This window comes from Bacillus sp. es.034 (assembly GCF_002563655.1).
Lineage (GTDB): Bacteria > Bacillota > Bacilli > Bacillales > Bacillaceae_B > Rossellomorea.
In genome coordinates this window covers 113,055-130,666 of the sequence record NZ_PDIY01000001.1, presented here as the reverse complement: position 1 = coordinate 130,666, position 17,612 = coordinate 113,055, and the positions used below count along the sequence as shown (strand labels likewise).

At 46.9% G+C, this 17,612-nt stretch carries 24 protein-coding genes and 2 pseudogenes; 16 read left to right on the top strand and 10 right to left on the bottom strand.

The features are described from left to right. The first annotated feature begins 75 nt into the window (after positions 1-75). The 6 genes from blaOXA (at position 76) to ATG71_RS00675 (ending at position 2,841) form a co-directional block, all read left to right on the top strand. Positions 76-858 carry a class D beta-lactamase gene (gene blaOXA, locus ATG71_RS00700; protein ID WP_098437665.1) on the top strand — a complete coding sequence of 261 codons (783 nt, stop codon included), beginning with the start codon at positions 76-78 and terminating at the stop codon, positions 856-858. Between the two features lie 249 nt (positions 859-1,107). Further along, positions 1,108-1,548 (top strand): GNAT family N-acetyltransferase, encoded by a 441-nt coding sequence (locus tag ATG71_RS00695; RefSeq protein WP_098437662.1) that lies wholly within the window; start codon positions 1,108-1,110, stop codon positions 1,546-1,548. After that, the gene (locus tag ATG71_RS00690) at positions 1,545-1,805 is read left to right on the top strand and encodes a hypothetical protein (RefSeq protein ID WP_098437659.1); all 261 of its coding nucleotides are present in this window, start codon (positions 1,545-1,547) and stop codon (positions 1,803-1,805) included. Before ATG71_RS00695 ends, ATG71_RS00690 begins: the two co-directional genes overlap by 4 nt. A 136-nt stretch (positions 1,806-1,941) precedes the next feature. Beyond that, positions 1,942-2,130, top strand: coding sequence for a hypothetical protein (locus ATG71_RS00685; protein WP_098437656.1), 189 nt, complete (start codon positions 1,942-1,944; stop codon positions 2,128-2,130). 10 nt (positions 2,131-2,140) lie between these two features. Further along, positions 2,141-2,422, top strand: coding sequence for a phosphatase (locus ATG71_RS00680; RefSeq protein WP_098437653.1), 282 nt, complete (start codon positions 2,141-2,143; stop codon positions 2,420-2,422). A gap of 77 nt (positions 2,423-2,499) precedes the next feature. Then, positions 2,500-2,841 carry a hypothetical protein gene (locus ATG71_RS00675; RefSeq protein WP_098437650.1) on the top strand — a complete coding sequence of 114 codons (342 nt, stop codon included), beginning with the start codon at positions 2,500-2,502 and terminating at the stop codon, positions 2,839-2,841. Between the two features lie 179 nt (positions 2,842-3,020). Here ATG71_RS00675 and ATG71_RS00670 read toward each other — a convergent pair whose 3' ends face one another. After that, positions 3,021-4,214, bottom strand: coding sequence for an MFS transporter (locus tag ATG71_RS00670; protein WP_098437648.1), 1,194 nt, complete (start codon positions 4,212-4,214; stop codon positions 3,021-3,023). A gap of 221 nt (positions 4,215-4,435) precedes the next feature. Here ATG71_RS00670 and ATG71_RS23905 point away from each other — a divergent pair. Both ATG71_RS23905 and ATG71_RS00660 read left to right on the top strand, forming a co-directional pair. Beyond that, positions 4,436-4,648, top strand: a pseudogene (locus ATG71_RS23905) (KGG domain-containing protein); the annotation flags it as partial. Between the two features lie 282 nt (positions 4,649-4,930). Continuing rightward, positions 4,931-5,101, top strand: a pseudogene (locus ATG71_RS00660) (KGG domain-containing protein); the annotation flags it as partial. 153 nt (positions 5,102-5,254) lie between these two features. Here the strand turns inward: ATG71_RS00660 and ATG71_RS00655 are convergent. The 5 genes from ATG71_RS00655 to coxB all read right to left on the bottom strand — a co-directional run bounded on the left by ATG71_RS00655 (position 5,255) and on the right by coxB (position 9,466). Next, positions 5,255-5,491, bottom strand: a complete 237-nt coding sequence (locus tag ATG71_RS00655; protein ID WP_098437639.1) for a hypothetical protein — start codon at positions 5,489-5,491, stop codon at positions 5,255-5,257. Between the two features lie 167 nt (positions 5,492-5,658). Next, entirely contained in the window at positions 5,659-5,925 is a 267-nt protein-coding gene (locus ATG71_RS00650) for a hypothetical protein (RefSeq protein WP_098437612.1), read from the bottom strand. Positions 5,926-5,927: 2 nt separating this feature from the next. Beyond that, a complete protein-coding gene (locus ATG71_RS00645; protein WP_098437609.1) occupies positions 5,928-6,512 on the bottom strand; it encodes a cytochrome c oxidase subunit 3 in 585 nt (194 codons plus the stop codon). Next, positions 6,509-8,383: a cytochrome c oxidase subunit I gene (locus ATG71_RS00640; protein ID WP_098441679.1), complete on the bottom strand. Its 1,875-nt coding sequence runs from the start codon at positions 8,381-8,383 to the stop codon at positions 6,509-6,511. Before ATG71_RS00640 ends, ATG71_RS00645 begins: the two co-directional genes overlap by 4 nt. Positions 8,384-8,476: 93 nt before the next feature. Beyond that, on the bottom strand, positions 8,477-9,466 hold the full coding sequence (gene coxB, locus ATG71_RS00635) for a cytochrome c oxidase subunit II (protein ID WP_098437606.1): 990 nt from the start codon (positions 9,464-9,466) through the stop codon (positions 8,477-8,479). A 248-nt stretch (positions 9,467-9,714) separates the two neighbouring features. Here coxB and ATG71_RS00630 point away from each other — a divergent pair, with 248 nt between their 5' ends. Continuing rightward, positions 9,715-9,984 (top strand): hypothetical protein, encoded by a 270-nt coding sequence (locus tag ATG71_RS00630; RefSeq protein ID WP_098437604.1) that lies wholly within the window; start codon positions 9,715-9,717, stop codon positions 9,982-9,984. A 108-nt stretch (positions 9,985-10,092) separates the two neighbouring features. Next, the gene (locus ATG71_RS00625; protein ID WP_098437601.1) at positions 10,093-10,860 is read left to right on the top strand and encodes a PAS domain S-box protein; all 768 of its coding nucleotides are present in this window, start codon (positions 10,093-10,095) and stop codon (positions 10,858-10,860) included. Between the two features lie 52 nt (positions 10,861-10,912). Here the strand turns inward: ATG71_RS00625 and ATG71_RS00620 are convergent, their stop codons facing one another. Further along, the gene (locus ATG71_RS00620) at positions 10,913-11,182 is read right to left on the bottom strand and encodes a DUF3243 domain-containing protein (RefSeq protein WP_098437599.1); all 270 of its coding nucleotides are present in this window, start codon (positions 11,180-11,182) and stop codon (positions 10,913-10,915) included. A 195-nt stretch (positions 11,183-11,377) separates the two neighbouring features. Between ATG71_RS00620 and ATG71_RS00615 the strand changes: the two genes are divergently transcribed. From ATG71_RS00615 to ATG71_RS00600, 5 genes are all read left to right on the top strand, one after another. Then, entirely contained in the window at positions 11,378-11,755 is a 378-nt protein-coding gene (locus tag ATG71_RS00615) for a hypothetical protein (RefSeq protein ID WP_098437596.1), read from the top strand. A 113-nt stretch (positions 11,756-11,868) separates the two neighbouring features. Next, positions 11,869-12,258, top strand: a complete 390-nt coding sequence (locus ATG71_RS00610; protein ID WP_098437593.1) for a nuclear transport factor 2 family protein — start codon at positions 11,869-11,871, stop codon at positions 12,256-12,258. A gap of 251 nt (positions 12,259-12,509) precedes the next feature. Then, positions 12,510-13,190, top strand: a complete 681-nt coding sequence (locus ATG71_RS00605) for a Dph6-related ATP pyrophosphatase (RefSeq protein WP_098437590.1) — start codon at positions 12,510-12,512, stop codon at positions 13,188-13,190. Between the two features lie 159 nt (positions 13,191-13,349). Continuing rightward, positions 13,350-13,562 carry a hypothetical protein gene (locus ATG71_RS23595; protein ID WP_286162872.1) on the top strand — a complete coding sequence of 71 codons (213 nt, stop codon included), beginning with the start codon at positions 13,350-13,352 and terminating at the stop codon, positions 13,560-13,562. Positions 13,563-13,595: 33 nt separating this feature from the next. After that, on the top strand, positions 13,596-14,207 hold the full coding sequence (locus tag ATG71_RS00600; protein ID WP_286162871.1) for a protein phosphatase 2C domain-containing protein: 612 nt from the start codon (positions 13,596-13,598) through the stop codon (positions 14,205-14,207). A 93-nt stretch (positions 14,208-14,300) separates the two neighbouring features. Here ATG71_RS00600 and ahpF read toward each other — a convergent pair whose 3' ends face one another. Together ahpF and ahpC are read right to left on the bottom strand one after the other, a co-directional pair. After that, complete coding sequence (ahpF, locus tag ATG71_RS00595) at positions 14,301-15,827, bottom strand: alkyl hydroperoxide reductase subunit F (protein WP_098437587.1); 1,527 nt, start codon at positions 15,825-15,827, stop codon at positions 14,301-14,303. 12 nt (positions 15,828-15,839) lie between these two features. Beyond that, positions 15,840-16,403 (bottom strand): alkyl hydroperoxide reductase subunit C, encoded by a 564-nt coding sequence (gene ahpC, locus ATG71_RS00590; RefSeq protein ID WP_034761584.1) that lies wholly within the window; start codon positions 16,401-16,403, stop codon positions 15,840-15,842. A 136-nt stretch (positions 16,404-16,539) separates the two neighbouring features. On the opposite strand from ahpC, the gene ATG71_RS00585 reads away from it, so the two are divergent. After that, positions 16,540-17,139: a hypothetical protein gene (locus tag ATG71_RS00585; RefSeq protein ID WP_098437584.1), complete on the top strand. Its 600-nt coding sequence runs from the start codon at positions 16,540-16,542 to the stop codon at positions 17,137-17,139. Here ATG71_RS00585 and ATG71_RS00580 read toward each other — a convergent pair. After that, positions 17,099-17,563, bottom strand: a complete 465-nt coding sequence (locus ATG71_RS00580; protein WP_098437581.1) for a UPF0158 family protein — start codon at positions 17,561-17,563, stop codon at positions 17,099-17,101. The genes ATG71_RS00585 and ATG71_RS00580 overlap by 41 nt on opposite strands. Positions 17,564-17,612 lie beyond the last annotated feature (49 nt).

The window sequence follows — 17,612 nt, the reverse complement described above, 5'->3', positions numbered from 1 at the left end:
ATCGTTTCTGTCAGTATACTAAAAATCAAGAACGATAGGCCTGTCATTCTATTAAACCATAAGGAGTGGAATGCAATGAAGAGAATCGCTGCACTGGTCATGAGTATGGTCCTGATCGTCATAGGAGCGACGTATGCCGACGCCAAAACCAATGTTCAATCGGAAATCACAGACATGCTGAATGGAAAAGACGCGACCATCGTCATCCGCAACCTGAAGACAGACAAGGAATTCATTTACAACAAGGAGAGAAGCGAGCGGAGATATACTCCGGAGTCAACGTATAAAGTGCCCCACGCCTTGATTGGATTGTCGACGGGAGCTGTCAGGGATGAATATGAGGTGAAGCGGTGGGACGGAACAGTGAGGGAGTTCCCGGACTGGAATCGGAATCACACCCTCGCTTCCGGCATGAGATACTCCGTCATCTGGTACTATCAGTCCATGGCCCGTGATATCGGGGAGGAGAGGATGCAGGAAAACCTTGAAAAGATGGATTATGGGAACGAAGATATCTCTGGTCGCATCGACTCCTTCTGGCTCGACAGCAGTCTGAAAATATCGGCCCGGGAGCAGTCGGACTTTTTCGAAGATCTGGTGGAAGAAAGCCTGCCTTATGACAAACAGCAGATGAGAACCGTGAAGCGGATCATGATCAATGACGAGCAGGACGACTATATCATCCACGGCAAAACCGGGACCCGGTTGTCGGATTTCGGACTCGGCTGGTACACGGGGTATGTGGAAACCGATAAGGGAGAGTGGGTATTCGCCGTCAATTTGGGTGGAAGCGGGACGGAAGCGAAGAATCTGACGGTAGAGGTGCTGGAGAAACTGCACATCATTCCGGAAGAATAATGGAGAGAGCTTACCTAAGGCGGGTAAGCTCTCTCCATTATTCTTCTAAAAAAGATTGAGAAAGAATCCATTATTTGAAATAATTAGGAAAAAGGCGTGGGGGATTGGATATTCATATCTATCTTGTGAATGACATTTACGACATTCTGAGTGGCGTCGGGATCGTCTTTTTGATTTTGATATCCTTTTTGATTTTTACGATTTTGAAAGAGAAAAAATAATGTTGGGGTGGATTGAGGAGGAACATGGATGAGACCAGAAATCATTCCCTTTGACCTGAAGTATGCCAAGGAAACCGTGGCCATGTGGCGGGAAAGTAAGGAGCGGGCCATTGGGCAAAAGGAAAAACATAGTGTGGAAAGTCACCTCTATTTTTTAACCAACATCCTGCCTCGGCAGTACCAAGTTGATCTGGCACTTATAAATGGAAAAGTAGCCGGAATGGCCGCCTATAATGAAACTGAAATCAGTCAGCTATACCTTCACGTTGATTATCAAGGACTCGGAATCGGTCAGATGTTATTGGATAAAGCAAAGGCGAAGTCAAGCGGGTGCTTGACCCTGTACACCTTTGAAGTGAATGAGAACGCCCGGAGGTTTTATGAAAAGAACGGGTTTGTGGTGATCGGAAGAGGTCACGAAAACGAGGAGAATCTGCCGGATATTCAGTATGAATGGAGACAGACATGAGAAAATACTTTGGCCTTCTGTCAATTGGGATTCTGATCGTCACGTTCTTGATTTTACAGTCGCTTGTCGGGAAACAAATTGGTCATCTATGGGTGTGGATCATCTTAATTGGATATTTCGGTGCTGCCTTTGCATCCTGGTATAGTGCACCGGGGTTTTGGAGGAAGGCATCGGCTGTGATTCTGGTGGTGCTGCCGGTTGGGTTTATCCTTGTGGTCGGGTTGTTTATTGTTGGGCTGAGGGGGTCGGGGTTTTAATACGTGAAAAAAGCAATCAGACTTTACTGGTTGCTTCTTTATTTTTCTCGAACTCTGAAAAAAGGATTATGACTGGGCACAGGCGAATAGGTTAGAAGCATGGAAACAATTGTATAAAAACGGGGAGGTATAGGATATGACCGAACCCACGAATGAAAAGCAAAAGCGAGTTCAAGAAATGTACAGAAAGTATAAGAGAGAGGGATCTTCCAACCAAACCTGGATATGGATTCTCATCCTCTGCGTTATCCCGGTGCTCATCCTCCTTGTGACGAGCGCGTTATTCGATCTTGGGGTTCAATTGCCGAGGTTCTTTGGAAGATAGGGTGTATGCGATGAAACGATTGTGGATTGGGTTAACCTGTTTGATGGTCAGTGCGATTCTTTATGGGTCGACACTTATAGCGGCTACGGTTTATTCCGGCTTGCTGATGGGAGATGGCGGACTCGGATGGGACTTTCGGTACGGTGTATTCGGAACCGCGTTGATTGAGGTTGGGACCTTACCATCGGTGTTGGCGGTGATTGCAGCGGGAACGGGAATCGTGTTGATTCTGTTGGAATTCCGAATGCACATGGCAGGAAATGAGGAGCAACCTAAGGAGATAGATGGATGAAGAAGCGCTGGTGGATAATTGTTTAGTTTATGATGGTGGCTGCTGTTGGAGGAGGGTATATGTGGATGAGGATGTAGATGTATCCTCCCATGGAAGTTGGAGTCGTTGCTCAAAATGCAGCAGGGACGTCCGTCCTTGTTGAAGTGACCAATCATGGATGGAAAGAGGCGAAGGTGACCGGGGTCACGGTCAATGGTAATGAAGCGCCAGATGAAGTGAAGATGCAGGTGAGCAACCTGCTGAGAGGGTATGCCATTACCGATGGACCCCGTAATGAGCTGCCTGAAGAAATCAGCTTTGAAAATGTGGGGGACGTAAGGATTAAGGCGGGTCCCACAAATGCAGAACGAATGGATCGCTTGGACGACGGGAACAGCCACAAAGGAGAACAGGATCTATGCCGTGAACGTGTTTCATGATGAGAAAGTCAGGCAGGTGCAAATAGAGTATCAATCGTTCGGGATGACGTATGAGGAAACGGTGGAGATGGAGTAGGGATGGATGATTTTTTTTTGAGATAGAACGTATAAGAACCATGTATCTCTGATTGATTAGTTTGAGGACGGGTGGAAGAGGACTTCACGAAGCGTCCTCTTTTTTATGTGGATCGCACATTCTCCCTCTTTCCCAACCCCATTGATATCCCAATCGATATAACAGAGAGGGTGACGATCATCCACACCACGCCCTGCCAGTTCCACTGGTGATAGAAGCTGCCACTCACGGTACCGCCCACGCTTGAGCCCGCATAATAGGCGGACAAGTAAAGGGCGGAAGCCTGTGCTTTGTCATGGACGGCTAATCGTCCGACCCAGCTGCTGGCGATGGAGTGTCCGGCGAAGAATCCGTATGTGAAGACGGCGATTCCGATGATTTTCACCCATAGATTCGGGTGCAGGGTCGTCACGACGCCTGTTAACATGATGACGAGCGATAAGGCCAGTATTTTCTTTTTTCCGTATTGATCTGCGAGCATCCCCATCCACGTGGAGCTGAAGGTGCCGACGATGTAGACGATGAAGATGAAGCCGACGACGGTCTGGCTGAGTGAGTAGGGTGGTGCGATCAGCTCGAATCCGATGTAATTGTAGAGTGAGACGAATCCGCCCATCAAGAGAAATCCGATGGAGAAAAGATATGTGAGGCCCGGGACCTTGAACTGACTGAACAGGGATCCTGCCAGGGACGTGAGCTTAAAGTTCTGGGGTTCGAAATGGGCAGACCTCGGAAGCAGCATGATAAAGATGATGCTTGAAAGCAGGCTGATGACCCCGATTCCCATCAGTGCAATATGCCAGTTGAAATAATCGGTCAGGACGCCGCTGATGATCCGGCCGGACATGCCCCCGATGGAGTTTCCGCTGATGTACAATCCCATGGCCATTCCGAGACTTTTCGCTTCGATTTCTTCACCCAGATAAGCCATGGCGACGGCGGGCAGACCTGCAAGCGTAATCCCCTGGAGGATCCTGCCGAGGACGAGCATATGGAAGCCTGATGCAAATCCCGTACAGATGGCTAGGATGGAAGAAGCCAGTAATGAGAAGGTCATGACGGATTTCCGGCCGTACACATCTGATAACGATCCCGCAATCAAAAGACTGATCGCCAGGGCGATGGTGGTGGACGATTGGCTGAGACTCGATGTGGCCGGGGAGACATTGAACTCACGGGCGATCTCAGGAAGCAGGGGCTGGGTCCCCCACAGAATCGCGAACGTACTGAAGCCTCCTGCAAACAAAGCCAGGTTTGCATTCTTGAACGCCTGGGTTCCCCGCATGATGTATTCCATGTCACAAGACTCCTTTTTGTAATTAATCTATCTCCATGATACACCTCTTCACGCGGTACTTCTATTGGGAGGCATCGCCTCACTCGGGTTCTCACCGGTAAAAATTATATTACAGAAATGTTAAAAACCCCCATATCGGTTTAGCTTTCGTATCACGAGGTATATAACCAATGTACAATCGTACAACACCATTTTTACTAAACTTAAGGAGGATTTTATTTATGTCAAACAGTAACAACAACAGCAACAATAACAACGGTAAAATGAGTTACGAAGAAGCCGGACGTAAAGGCGGAGAACAGACAGCAAAGAATCATGACAAAGAATTCTACCAGGAGATTGGTGAAAAAGGTGGGGAAGCCACTTCAGATAATCATGATAAGAAATTTTATCAGGAAATCGGAGCGAAAGGCGGAAGCCAGTCCAGCAACTCAAGCAATAGCAACTCGGGTAGCTCAAACAGCTCAAACAGCTCAAACAGCTCAAACAGCTCAAACAGCTTAAACAGCAATAATTCAAACAGCAACAATAACTAAATCCACCGTCCTTGATGAATTTGTTTAGAACCAACTTTACTAACTTTAAGGAGGATTTTAATTATGGCAAACAACAACAATAACAATAACAATAGTGGTAACAATAACAATAACAATAACAGCAGAAACAATAATAACAGCAGCAACAGCAACAGCAGCAACAACAATAACAACAACAAAATGAGCTACGAAGAAGCCGGCCGTAAAGGCGGAGAACAAACAGCGAAGAATCATGACAAGGAATTCTACCAGGAGATTGGTGAAAAAGGCGGAGAAGCCACGTCAGAGAATCACGATAAGAAATTTTATCAGGAAATCGGAGCAAAGGGCGGAAGCCAGTCCAGCAACTCAAGTAATTCAAGCAACTCGGGTAGCTCAAGCAACTCCAGCCGCTCAAACAATTCAAATAACAATAAATAGTACCTGATGATTTCCGGAAAAGAAAGAAGACCTGTCGATCCGATAGCGGCGACGGGTCTTTTTTTTGTGGTATGGCATGCTTTTTTACCGGGCAGGGTTTTTTAAATCGTGTAATAATGATTCTAACCTGGCTAAAGCGGACGGTTTGTCCGGATAGGTTTCCACTGAGTCATGTTGTCTGACGACAAAGACTTTGGATTCATGGGAATAAGAAACCCTCAAGAGGTCAGTATCATGTTCAGAAAATGAATGTGTGATGTCACTTTGGGAATAGGTCTCAAGTGTCCTTAAAATGGTGTACAGCTCATTATTTTCTGACATTATCTACATCTCCTTTCAATAAAGGGGTGACTATTTGTCTGATTTTGGATTATTTTAACATGATTGAAAGAGGGAGGGAAGGGAGAAAAGTCATGTTTTATATATATGTTTAAACCAGCGGGAATGTAGTGAGGATGAAATGGAAAAGGGAGCGTGCCCTTTTCCATTTACTTAAGAAGGAATAAATAAAGAAAAGTCAGCCCGCCGATAAGCAGGCCGCTCGATAAAGAAAGCCACTTCCACTTTGTCAGGGGTGCTTTCGTTTTCATCAATACCGTCAGCTGCAAGCTGATGGATAAAAAGGCAAGGGTTAAGAGCAGGAGGAGAAGCGTTGAACGTTCAAGTTGTCCCTTGCTGTATTCAACGAGAACATATCCCCCGATGGCGGAACCGATTACAATGATATACAGGAAGATGAACGCCGTTTTTTTCACACTTATCCCACCTTTCCAAACAGATAGACGAGGGTGAAGATCAAGACCCATACGAGATCCACGAAGTGCCAATAAAGGGAGAACACCGAAAGTCTTGAGGATGTTTCCCGGCAAACCCCTTTTACCCCAAAGTGGATGAGTAAGATCCCCATCCAGATGACTCCTGCCAGGACATGCATTCCGTGGGTCCCGACCAGTAGATAAAAGGAGGATAGGAATGGACTGGTGTCCAGTTCAAAACCTTTTTCATGATAATGGAAGAACTCCCTTGCTTCCATTATCAAAAAGATGCCTCCTAGGAGAAGGGTCAGTAGTAATAGAAGGAGCGTCTGCTTCGTTTTTCCCTTTTCACTCGAGCTGACACAGGCATAGATGGTGAAGCTGCTTGATAGAAGAAGGACCGTCGAGATCACGACACTCTTCAACTCCAGCATTTCTTCACTGGATGGACCGTCTGATAGATGGGATTTGAGGGTTAGATACACCCCGAAAAGGGAGGCGAAGATGACAACCTCCGCGGCAATAAAGAACCACATGGCGAGCTTCTTGTCCTGCTGTTGATCGATTTCGAATGCGTGTTGATTCATTGGGACCCTTTCCTCCTTTCTGCCCGGAGTTCATCAGGCGTATAAGGCGTCCATGTGCGACCGGCAGTGAAAGAGCGAAGCGCCAACATTCCGATTACACTGGCAAAACCGAACCATTGCAGGGGTGGAAATCCAAAGATGAAGCCAAAGGAAGAGACGAACAGGGCTCCTGCGAGCATCAGTGGCTGTGCCGTAGGATTCGATACGTAAATGACGTCTTCTTCCTCTGCCATTCGAATGGTTCCATCCCCTTCCTGCTTCTCATACCACAGCTGATCGACCGTGGTGACGAGGGGACGATTGATGAAATTGCCCAGAGGAGGCGGCGACGGAATCGACCATTCAAGGGTCCGTCCCTCCCACGGGTCACCGGTGAGGTCCCGCTTTTCATTCCGGTAACTCCAGAAAATGTTCCAGAGAAAGATCATCACGGCCAGCGCCATGAGGAAGGCTCCGATTGTACTGATGAGATTCAATGTTCCTAATCCATCACTTTTTAAATACGTAAACACACGGCGGGGCATCCCGTTCAATCCCATCAGATGCATCGGGAAGAAGGTGACATGAAAGCCGATGGTGAACAGCCAGAAATGCCATTTTCCCAAAACTTCATTAAGCAGGAAGCCGAACATTTTCGGCCACCAGTAATACACTCCTGCAAAGATTCCGAGGACAGTCCCACCGACGATCACATAGTGAAAGTGACCGACGACAAAATAACTGTCATGGTACTGATAATCTGCAGGGGCCGATGAAAGCATGACACCCGTGGCTCCGCCGATGAGGAAGGTAGGGATGAACGCCAGTGAAAACAACATGGCGGTCTTAAAGCGGATGACCCCTCCCCGCAGCGTGAAGAGCCAGTTGAACACCTTGATTCCCGTCGGGACCGCAATCGACATGGTCGACAGGGCAAAGATGGCGTTTGAGATCGGCCCGAGCCCCACGGTGAACATATGATGGATCCACACCATGAATCCGAGGAACCCAATCAGGACGAGGGCAAACACCATGGCCGGATAGGCAAACAGATTGCGTCTGGAGAAAGTAGTGATCACATCGGAAAAGATGCCGAACGCCGGCAAAATCAAAATATATACTTCCGGATGACCGAAGATCCAGAATAAGTGCTGCCATATGATCGGGTTTCCCTCTGTCCCCGTCAGAAAAGCCGTTCCATACACCCGGTCCATCGTCAGTAGTAACAGGGCGACGGTCAGGGCGGGAAAGGCGAATAAAATCAGGATCGATGTAACAAAGGAGGACCACGTAAATAACGGCATCCTCATAAAAGTAAGCCCTGGAGCCCGTTTGCGAATGATTGTCACCAGGAAGTTAATGGCGGACATGATCGTCCCTGCTCCGGCGATCTGGATCCCGATGGCATAATAATCGAGACCGGGACCCGGGGTATATACATCCAGGCTTAAGGGAGCAAAGCCCGTCCAGCCCGCAGAAGGCGATCCACCGAGCACGAAGCTGATATTGACCAATGCCCCGCCGACGAGAAACAGCCAAAAGCTCAACAAGTTGAGGTGGGGGAACGCCAAGTCCCTCGCCCCGATTTGAAGGGGGACGGCCACATTCATCAGCCCGATCAATAATGGCATGGCGACGAAGAAGATCATCGTCGTACCGTGAGTGGTCATCATTTGGTTATACTTTTCACCCTGGAAGACCCAGAACTGATTCTCCGGAAGTGCGAGCTGAAGCCGTATGATTAGGGCATCAAGACCACCGCGAAGAAAGAAGGCCCCTCCTGCCGCAAGATATAAAATCCCTACTTTATGATGGTGAGTGGAAGTTGCCCAGTCCCAGGCCCACTTCCACTTTTTATAACGTGTTAATAAAAACAGGGCAGTCAATGCCATCAGGATGATCGAGATGTCTGCCGCGATGATATCAGAGGGGAATACGAATTCCCGTCCGAAAAGGGTGTACTTGATATCCATATACTCCACCTCCTATTCTAATTGGGAAAGATACGTGCTTAATGCGTTAAGGTCTTCTTCTGTCAGGTCAGGAAATGGAGGCATGTTGACGTCCGGTTTGAAAGAGGACGAATCTTTGATCCATTTCTCTACATTTTCGTCCGTGTTCGAAAGGACATTGCCTATCCGCTCATTATCTGCAAATCCGGCAAGATTCGGACCCTCGCTTCTTTCTGAAGGCGAAACCGCATGACAGGTCAAACACTTGGAGATAAATAGTTTCTTTCCTTTTTCAGCTGTCGGATCAAGATTTTCAGATGCCTTTACCTGAGACAGTTGATCGACCCACTGACTGAACTCCTGTTTCCCGACTGCGTGAACCTGGAATCTCATATAGGAATGGGAAGCCCCGCAGAGCTCTGCACATTGTCCTTTGTAGACGCCTTCCTCTGAGGCATTCAGCGTCAGAGTATTCGTCTTTCCTGGTATGAGATCTTTTTTTCCACCAAGCCTCGGCATCCAGAAGGAATGGATGACATCGGCGGATTTTAATTGGAACACGACAGGCTGGTCCACTGGTATGTATGCTTCATTTGTCAGGGTAATGCCCTGATCGGGATAGTGGACCTCCCACCAATATTGATGTCCCGTCACCTCGATTGTCAGTGGGTTTTCACTGGTCTCATCCGATTCGGCGAGGGAAAAGGTACCTTTTACCGTAGGGACGGCGAGGATCACCAATAATAGAATCGGAATGACAGTCCACATGACTTCAAGCTTCCTATTCCCTTTCACATAAGAAGGATTGACGTGGCGGCGCTCCGGTGTTTCCCGGTACTTCCATGTGAAGTACACGAACATGGAAAACACGACAAAAAAGACGAACAACATGATTGCAATGGAAATTTGGAATAAGTTCAATTGAAGTTCTGCAACCGTACCTTTCGGGTCGAGTACCTTTAAGGAACTGCAGCCGGTGAGGAACAATACGGTGAGCAAGATACCGAAACAAAGACGCTTCATGGAAATCCCCCTTTCATCATTTCGCAAGGTCCGTCCCTGAAAAAAAGGACGTAAGCCTTCCCATACATACCCTACCTCTAATTTCCGCAGATTAAACGAAAGATTTAGAAAATAGTTGAGATTAGGGAATTTGTATCATGACGGAGAATAAATACTCTTCATTGGCACACACTATAATCGAAGGAAATATCCTGCATTCAGAGCCCTCTTAGATCATCTTTGAGGGCTTTTTTTAAAGGAGATAGTGTATGGATGAACGTTATGATCAATTAAGGGAAAAGTCTCTGGAAGTGACACGGGAAAATATCAACTATTGGCTGGATCATTGTTTCCTGTCTCCACGCTGGTGGTTTATTCTCATTCTCTTTATCTTGACCTGGGTGTTATTTATCCGTTTAACGAGAAACGAAACGAATAAGCCTAAACTTCTATTTCTCGGACTGGTATGGATCATCGTTGCGGCAAATCTGGACGGGCTCGGGTTCGACCTCGGATTATGGGGATACCCTGGACTGTGAGATCAAAAAAACGTTGGCCGGTAGGTGAGCTGGCAGAATGGTAACAGATACCATCTCCTTGCTATCTAGTAAAACAACCTGTATCGTAGAAGGAAAAGGAGTGATAATGTGAATGTTTCAGTTGCAGAAATAGATTATAAAGAAGTGATGGAATATTCACGGGATCCACTCATTATTCACACGGACTATAAGGTCCTGTATATAAATCATGCAGCGGAAGAGTTCTTCAGAAGCAACAAAGAAAGCATGATCGGTGCGAGTCCCCTCGATATTTTCCAGGAAAGCTCAAAGGCAGCCATCAGTCGGAGAATTCAATCTGCGTATGGAAAGCCTGCAGATATCATTGAAGAAACAGTGTATCGGATGGATGGGACAAAGGTAGAGGTCGAGTTATATTGTCACCCTGTCAAAGTAGGGGATACAATGGCCATTCAAACCTACGTCTGGGACATCACCAAGCGGAAAGAAACAGAAAAGAATCAGCAGGACATGAATGAGGAAATCAATGAATTATCTGCGACCCTCGTACCATTGATCGATGATGTGGCCGTTCTTCCCCTAAGAGGAAAAATAGATCAAGAGAAAGCCATGACCCTCCTCGATTTAATTCCGTGCAAAGTGAAGGATCAAAACGTTAATCGCTTAATCATCGATTTCTCCGGTGTTTATACGCTTGATCGCATGGTCATCGATTATCTCTTCAAGGTCACGAACGTATTATCCCTTCTAGGTGTGCACTCCATCATATCAGGAATAAGACCGGAATTAGCCGTTGAAGCGATCGAGGTGGGTGTCGATTTATCCACGATCCCAACGGTGGCTACCGTGAAAGAAGCCCTGGCGCAAATCGGCATGGTCTTACAAGAACAACATTAATCATAGGAAAAGCCCCCAAAGATCACTCAGTGGGGGCTCAGAACTGTGTTCTTTAATTGGTTTGATCAGCAAGTTTTACTAACACATGAGCCATATGCTCACGCTCTTCCTTGTTGGCTACATGCCACATCTCATTCAGCACCTTCTGCTCCCGGTTACGCGGTTCCTCATGCTCCGCTAAATAATCGGCCACGCGCTTAGCCCCTTTCGATAGAGCTTCCTCTCCTAGACCCAGCTTTTCACCCTTCTGAACCTGATTACCCAAGTAGTCCTTGAACGAATCGAAATGCTGCATAATCTCTTCCTTTTTGTCTTCATTCATTTTTGCCGCTGCTTGTTTTGGATCGTGTGCGATAATGAATTCCTCCTTTAGTTGGTTGTAGTTGTGTGTTTCCCTATAAGAATCATACTAAACGGGGGACAGCACATTCGGTTTCTCTTTTAAGAAAAATATGGAAAATAACCCTCTTTAAGTGTAAAATTACACTAAAGCTGAATGTGGAAAGGGGGAGTCGAATTGAAGAAGATTTTATTTTCATTGGTGAGTGCACTGCTTATGTGTTTAAGTCTATTCGGATTCACGGACATTCTAAGCAGCACACTATCTTGGAATACGGTCTTACTTGCAGCGGTCTCATCCCTGATTTTAAATGGATTTCTTGTCGGGGTTTGGTTGCACCGGGGAACCTTCTACAAAAGTGGACTGTACCCTTCGGCATTCTACCAGGTAATCTTCATCCTTATGACCGGTATCGTGGTGATCGCAGTCTCCGACAAACCGTATGTGGTGGATGCCTGGGATGGAGTGTCTCCATACGTGACGCTGTTGCTCGTATCTTTGATTCACGGATTAATTTTGATGTGGATGGTGAAGGGGAATAAGGCGCTCGTGTAGTTGGTTTGTACCATAATGTTTAGGAGTAGTTCGACTGTATGAGTCGGGCTTCTTTGTTGAGTTTATGACTGAGATTTGAAATAATTGGTAGAAACAAAGTGTAGGAGGTTACAATGGACAGTCAATCCTTTAGAGCAGCTCTTGACGCGTTTATACAGGCATGGAAGAATTCATCGCTCATAGAATTGGAGACATTCATTTCCGCCGATTATCAAGGGAGGGAAGTCAGGGATGGAGACATCGAGGCATTCGGATATGAGGAGTCGGTTGAAGGCTGGAAGCAGGGGTTTGCCTACGTCAAAGGGCAACAGGCAGAATGGGACATCCGCGAAATGTCGATCATTCCATTGAAAGAAGATGAAACGATGGCGATCCTCTACGCCACCATCGTACAGAACGGAAAACCGATGGAAACCGGGAATATGTTCTTCGACACCTTTAAGAAACGAGAAGAAGGTTGGGAGCTGGTGAGGAGTTATATTGAGACCAGGGTTTCTGTATAATACTGAGAATTTTTAAGGTGGTAGAGGGACGGACCTCAACATCGATCTCTAAGAGTTGGGGTGTTTGGGAATTGGAGGTCCGTCCCTCAAGGGTGGGGAGAGGATATTTTGCTGAAGTCGGCATTTTGCCGGAGGAAAAGGCTAAAAGGGGCTTCACAGCCTCTTTTTTTTATACCAAGAAGTTTGAGTTCCCCGTCAAGGTTTGGAATAATGAATAGTGAGAAAACTCATTGGAAACTAGGGAGGCTAACATGAAAACAGTCATTGCATATAGCGGTGGAAAGGATTCCACTCTGGCATTATATAACATACAACAAAATCCTGAATACGAGGTGGATTCACTCCTCGTGACGCTGACGGAAGGGTTCGACCGGGTCTCGATCCACGGGGTTCGGTATGAGATGTTGAAGCGGCAGTCGAAGTCTCTAGGCATTCCACTGCGTGAGGTATGGCTCCCCCAGGACTGTCCGAATGAAGTATATCAGGAGAGGATGGGGAAAGCCGTTTCCAGGATGCTGGAAGACGGGGTCACCCATATGGTATTCGGAGATATTCATCTTGCGGATGTACGGGCATATCGGGAGGAGATGCTTGAAGGGACAGGCATTACGACGATTTTCCCATTATGGGGTAGGGACGTAGGAGAACTGGGTCGTGAATTTATCGAGCGTGGATTCAAGACGGTGCTCACTTGTATCGATATGGAACAGCTGGATCGGTCGTTTGCAGGTAGGGTATACGATGCGGATTTTCTAAGCGATTATCCTGAGAACTGTGATATCTGCGGGGAGAATGGGGAGTTCCATACGTTTGTGTTTGACGGTCCGAACTTTGAGTTTCCGATCCGGTACGAGCTTGGGGAGGAGAGAGTGACTCCGGACGTGGTCACGGGGCGGGATCGCTTTTTGTTTCGGGATGTGGTTCCGAAGTGAGTCGGATTTAGGAATCGCTGATATATTCCTAGATTCGCTGATATAATCGGAATTTCGCTGATAAAATCAATTTTCCGCTGATATCTTGAAAATAACGCTGATAAGTGACTCCTGAGAGCCCTTTTCACGAAAATATATTTCTAGTAAGGAAGTGTACACATGAAACTGCACCACATCACCATCAAGGGGGACGGACCCTTAAACGAAGATGCATTGATCTTCAATGAGCACCAGTCTCTATTCGGTGTCGCAGACGGAGTATCGTCCCTCGTTCCGTTCGTCTCAAAAGATAATCTGACAGGTGGCTACATCGCTTCCCATACGGTAAAGGATGCATTGGAATCCATTGAGTCGGGGGATCAATCCCTATAAGAAGCATTAACAAGGATCAATGAACGTTTACATATGAAAATGACAAAATATCAAATCAACGGTAATCAGAAGGAACAGCTATGGGGGACGGCCCTTGCAGCTGTCCGCGTGCAGGATAGCGGGATCGAGTTCATCCAAACCGGGGATTGTATGATCCTCGCCGTCTATGAAAGTGGCGAGGTCCGTCCCTTGACGAGGCTGCAGGTAGAGCATCTCGAAGAAACCGCGATTGAAATGTGGAGGGAGTGCATCCGGAGAGGGTTCAGGACGAAGGATGAAATCATGCCCCATGTGAAGGAGCAGCTTATTGCGAACAGGCAGCTGAGTAATGCGGCAGGGGGATATGGAGTCCTGAACGGGGAGCCGGAAGCGGTCAAGTATTTTGAATATGGGAAGATCAACAAGGTCGGGCTGACCCATCTGATCCTCTTGACAGACGGATTATTCCTCCCGACGGAATCGATCCCAGAAGGAGAGTCCTATTGGGAATACACAACGTACAGCATCCTTGAAAAAGGAATTGAGAAATATGCAGCCGACCTGATCGACCTCGAAGAATCAGACCCCGAATGCATTACCTACCCAAGATTCAAAAAAAGCGACGACAAAGCCGGTATCGTCATGGATTTTTGGGGAGGGTCTTAAGAGAGGGACGGACCTCCAAACCCGTTCACAAGAATCTTCCCTCAAGACAAAAAGAGGTCCGTCCCTCAAAAAGGGACGAACCTCTTAATCTCTTTAGTTACGAATCAGATAGTCAAACGCGCCGAGTGAGGCGGTGGCTCCTGATCCCATGGAGATGATGATTTGGTTGTAGGCGTTGTCTGTGCAGTCTCCTGCGGCGAATACGCCAGGGACGTTGGTGGCACCGTGTTTGTCTACGATGATTTCACCGAATTTTGTACGTTCTACAAGGTCGCCGAGCCAGTCTGTGTTTGGAACGAGACCGATTTGGACGAATACGCCTTGCAGTTCGACGTGTTTCTCTTCGTGAGTATCACGGTCGGTGTAGGTAATGCCGTTCACCTTATCCGTACCGGTGATTTCCTGCGTTTGTGCGTTCGTGATCACGGTCACGTTCGGCAGGCTGTAAAGACGTTTCTGCAGCACGTCGTCGGCTTTCAGTTCAGAGTTGAACTCAAGGACCGTGACATGCTTGACGATTCCTGCAAGGTCGATGGCTGCTTCGATACCGGAGTTTCCTCCGCCGATGACAGCGACATCTTTGCCTTCAAAGAGTGGTCCGTCACAGTGAGGGCAGTACGCCACACCTTTGTTTTTGAATTTCTCTTCACCAGGAACGTTGATATTGCGCCAGCGAGCACCTGTTGAGATGATCAGGCTCTTACTCTTCAGTACTGCACCGTTTTCAAGCTCAAGCTCCACAAGATCTTTCTTCTCGAGGCGCTTGGCACGCTGTAGGTTCATGACATCGATGCCGTAATCCTTCACATGCTCTTCAAGACTCGCCACAAGTTTCGGACCTTCCGTCTGCTTCACGCTGATGAAGTTCTCGATGCTCATCGTGTCAAGGACCTGACCTCCGAAGCGTTCCGCGACGATTCCTGTACGGATCCCTTTACGTGCCGCGTAAATCGCCGCACTTGCTCCCGCTGGTCCGCCACCGACAACAAGGACGTCATACGGATCTTTATCCGATAGCTCATCCGCACCGGGACCTTCGACGATTTTTGAAAGAATTTCTTCCAGAGTCGTACGGCCGCCGTTGAAGAATTCAGCATTCAGGTAGACAGCAGGAACGGCCATGACGTTCTTGCGCTCCACTTCTTCCTTGAAGGCAGCTCCGTCGATCATCGTATGTGTGATATTCGGGTTCAGGACACTCATGATGTTCAATGCCTGCACCACGTCCGGACAGTTATGACAGCTTAGGCTGACATACGTCTCGAAGTGGTGTTCACCTTTGACACTCTTGATCTGGTCAATGACGCTTTGATCCACTTTCGGCGCTCTGCCGCTCACTTGCAGGAGGGCAAGGACCAGGGAAGTGAATTCATGTCCAAGGGGAATCCCGGCAAAAGTGATGCCGGTCTCCTCACCAGGACGATTTACGCTGAAGCTTGGTGTTCTTGTCTGTTCTGCTTTTTCCACTGAGATGCGGGATGACATGGAAGAGAGCTCATCTACAAGAGCGAGCATCTCCTTCGACGTGTCATCGTCGCCTGCACTGACTTTCAGGACGATGTCGCCTTCCATCATTTGCAGGTATTGTTCTAATTGTGCTTTAATATCTGCTTCGAGCATGTTCAGCACTCCTTATAATTTACCAACTAAGTCAAGGCTTGGCTTAAGTGTTTCAGAACCTTCCTGCCATTTAGCCGGGCAAACTTCGCCTGGGTTGTTGCGCACATATTGTGCCGCTTTGATTTTGCTTACTAGAATATCTGCATCACGGCCGATTCCGCCAGCGTTGATTTCAACTGCCTGGATAACGCCATCCGGGTCGATGATGAATGTTCCGCGGTCAGCAAGACCATCTTCTTCATTTAATACATCGAAACCGCGAGTGATGCGTTGTGACGGATCACCGATCATTGCGTATTTGATTTTACCGATTTTTTCTGAGCTGTCGTGCCAGCCTTTATGTGTAAAGTGAGTGTCCGTAGAAACTGAGTACACTTCTACGCCAAGCTCTTTAAGAGTTTCATAGTTATTCTGAAGGTCTTCAAGCTCTGTCGGGCATACAAATGTGAAGTCCGCAGGGTAGAAGCAGAAAATGCTCCATTGACCTTTCAGGCTTTCGTCTGTAACAGTGATGAACTCACCGTCTTTGAATGCTTCTGCTTTAAATGGTACGACTTGTGAACCGATTAATGACATAGTGTAAATTCCTCCTAGTAATGGTTGTGATTGAGAATCATTAACAGATTGTAATAATTCTAATTCGATATTCATTATTATATAAATGCGTTTTTTTGTCAAGGGAAAAGCTTCTGTTTTAGAAAAGGGGGATTTTATGTTGAAAAAAGCTATGATATTGGTGTTCTTGCTCATGTTTTTTCCGATACTGGTCAATGCAGAGACATCCGAGGTGATTAAAGAAGGCAGTGCAGGTGGGTTTCATTATAAAGTTGTAAAGGAAGATCGTACGTTACTATGGGAAATCCGCCATGAGAAACAGAAGAAGACCTTTCAGAAAAACAGGGAGAATGAAGAATATCTGGAGAGTTATCGTGAAGCTATAAACGAAGCGAAAAGTCGTCGTTTAATCCTGATGGTATCGGTAGGATATTTTATCGTTGTTTGTATTACGACCTTTGTGTTTTATAAAAAACTAAATCAATCTCCTGGTGTATCGGGGTTTATCATTGCCTGTTTGTTGGGGGTGTCCTTGTATTATGGAATTACGAGTTCTATTGATGCGCATTATGCCATTCGGCATGCCGAGGTTAATTACTTTAGGCTAATGACGCCTAAGGAAACGGTCAAAGGGAGATGCCTATTGCTCGTGATGAAACAATCGGAGAACAAATGGTGGAATGGATCCGTAGGGAAAGCGGAATCATTCCCCACCCTCATTCATACTCCAACCCATGAAACTCACACCAATCCTTAGCTTCCTCCTTGAAACACTCCCTCCTGAACGCAAACCATTCATCCCTCTTTCCTAACTGATCCACCGCATCCTTGAATCTCCTAAACGCTCCCCGTCCTTGAATGGCTGAGATCAGCCGTTCTTTGGCGTGGCCGTCATCCAGGGAATAACAGAAATGTTCCATCATGCGATACTCATTGATTTCCTCACTGTCAGGCAGGTCCAGATAGTGGGAAGGGTGCTCAAGAATATCTACAACCTGGGCATATTCAATCTGTTCCCAATCCTCAAGCTCTTCTATCGGTTCTTCATCTTCCGCATGGCTTAAAATCTCAGTAGACACCATGATCACTTCCATTGTCTCTTTATGGAGAAAATAGTGATACCCCTCAAACTGCGATTCCATTTCTCCAATCAACATATCAAGATTTACTGGTTTAGGCATATGTAGACCCCCTTTTCTTATAAGGTAAGTTTACCTATTTTTAAAAAAA

Excerpts from the sequence above, each read along its gene's own strand:
- ATG71_RS00655 (WP_098437639.1), bottom strand. The coding sequence starts at position 5,491 with ATGTCAGAAAATAATGAGCTGTACACCATTTTAAGGACACTTGAGACC.
- ATG71_RS00620 (WP_098437599.1), bottom strand. The coding sequence starts at position 11,182 with ATGAATGAAGACAAAAAGGAAGAGATTATGCAGCATTTCGATTCGTTC.
- ATG71_RS00680 (WP_098437653.1), top strand. The coding sequence starts at position 2,141 with ATGAAACGATTGTGGATTGGGTTAACCTGTTTGATGGTCAGTGCGATT.
- ATG71_RS00690 (WP_098437659.1), top strand. The coding sequence starts at position 1,545 with ATGAGAAAATACTTTGGCCTTCTGTCAATTGGGATTCTGATCGTCACG.
- ATG71_RS00605 (WP_098437590.1), top strand. The coding sequence starts at position 12,510 with ATGAAAACAGTCATTGCATATAGCGGTGGAAAGGATTCCACTCTGGCA.
- ATG71_RS00695 (WP_098437662.1), top strand. The coding sequence starts at position 1,108 with ATGAGACCAGAAATCATTCCCTTTGACCTGAAGTATGCCAAGGAAACC.
- ATG71_RS00685 (WP_098437656.1), top strand. The coding sequence starts at position 1,942 with ATGACCGAACCCACGAATGAAAAGCAAAAGCGAGTTCAAGAAATGTAC.
- ATG71_RS00675 (WP_098437650.1), top strand. The coding sequence starts at position 2,500 with ATGTATCCTCCCATGGAAGTTGGAGTCGTTGCTCAAAATGCAGCAGGG.
- ATG71_RS00610 (WP_098437593.1), top strand. The coding sequence starts at position 11,869 with ATGGACAGTCAATCCTTTAGAGCAGCTCTTGACGCGTTTATACAGGCA.
- ATG71_RS00630 (WP_098437604.1), top strand. The coding sequence starts at position 9,715 with ATGGATGAACGTTATGATCAATTAAGGGAAAAGTCTCTGGAAGTGACA.
- ATG71_RS00645 (WP_098437609.1), bottom strand. The coding sequence starts at position 6,512 with ATGAATCAACACGCATTCGAAATCGATCAACAGCAGGACAAGAAGCTC.
- blaOXA (WP_098437665.1), top strand. The coding sequence starts at position 76 with ATGAAGAGAATCGCTGCACTGGTCATGAGTATGGTCCTGATCGTCATA.
- ATG71_RS00580 (WP_098437581.1), bottom strand. The coding sequence starts at position 17,563 with ATGCCTAAACCAGTAAATCTTGATATGTTGATTGGAGAAATGGAATCG.
- ATG71_RS00585 (WP_098437584.1), top strand. The coding sequence starts at position 16,540 with ATGTTGAAAAAAGCTATGATATTGGTGTTCTTGCTCATGTTTTTTCCG.
- ahpC (WP_034761584.1), bottom strand. The coding sequence starts at position 16,403 with ATGTCATTAATCGGTTCACAAGTCGTACCATTTAAAGCAGAAGCATTC.
- ahpF (WP_098437587.1), bottom strand. The coding sequence starts at position 15,827 with ATGCTCGAAGCAGATATTAAAGCACAATTAGAACAATACCTGCAAATG.
- coxB (WP_098437606.1), bottom strand. The coding sequence starts at position 9,466 with ATGAAGCGTCTTTGTTTCGGTATCTTGCTCACCGTATTGTTCCTCACC.
- ATG71_RS23595 (WP_286162872.1), top strand. The coding sequence starts at position 13,350 with ATGAAACTGCACCACATCACCATCAAGGGGGACGGACCCTTAAACGAA.
- ATG71_RS00600 (WP_286162871.1), top strand. The coding sequence starts at position 13,596 with ATGAAAATGACAAAATATCAAATCAACGGTAATCAGAAGGAACAGCTA.
- ATG71_RS00670 (WP_098437648.1), bottom strand. The coding sequence starts at position 4,214 with ATGGAATACATCATGCGGGGAACCCAGGCGTTCAAGAATGCAAACCTG.
- ATG71_RS00640 (WP_098441679.1), bottom strand. The coding sequence starts at position 8,383 with ATGGCATTGACTGCCCTGTTTTTATTAACACGTTATAAAAAGTGGAAG.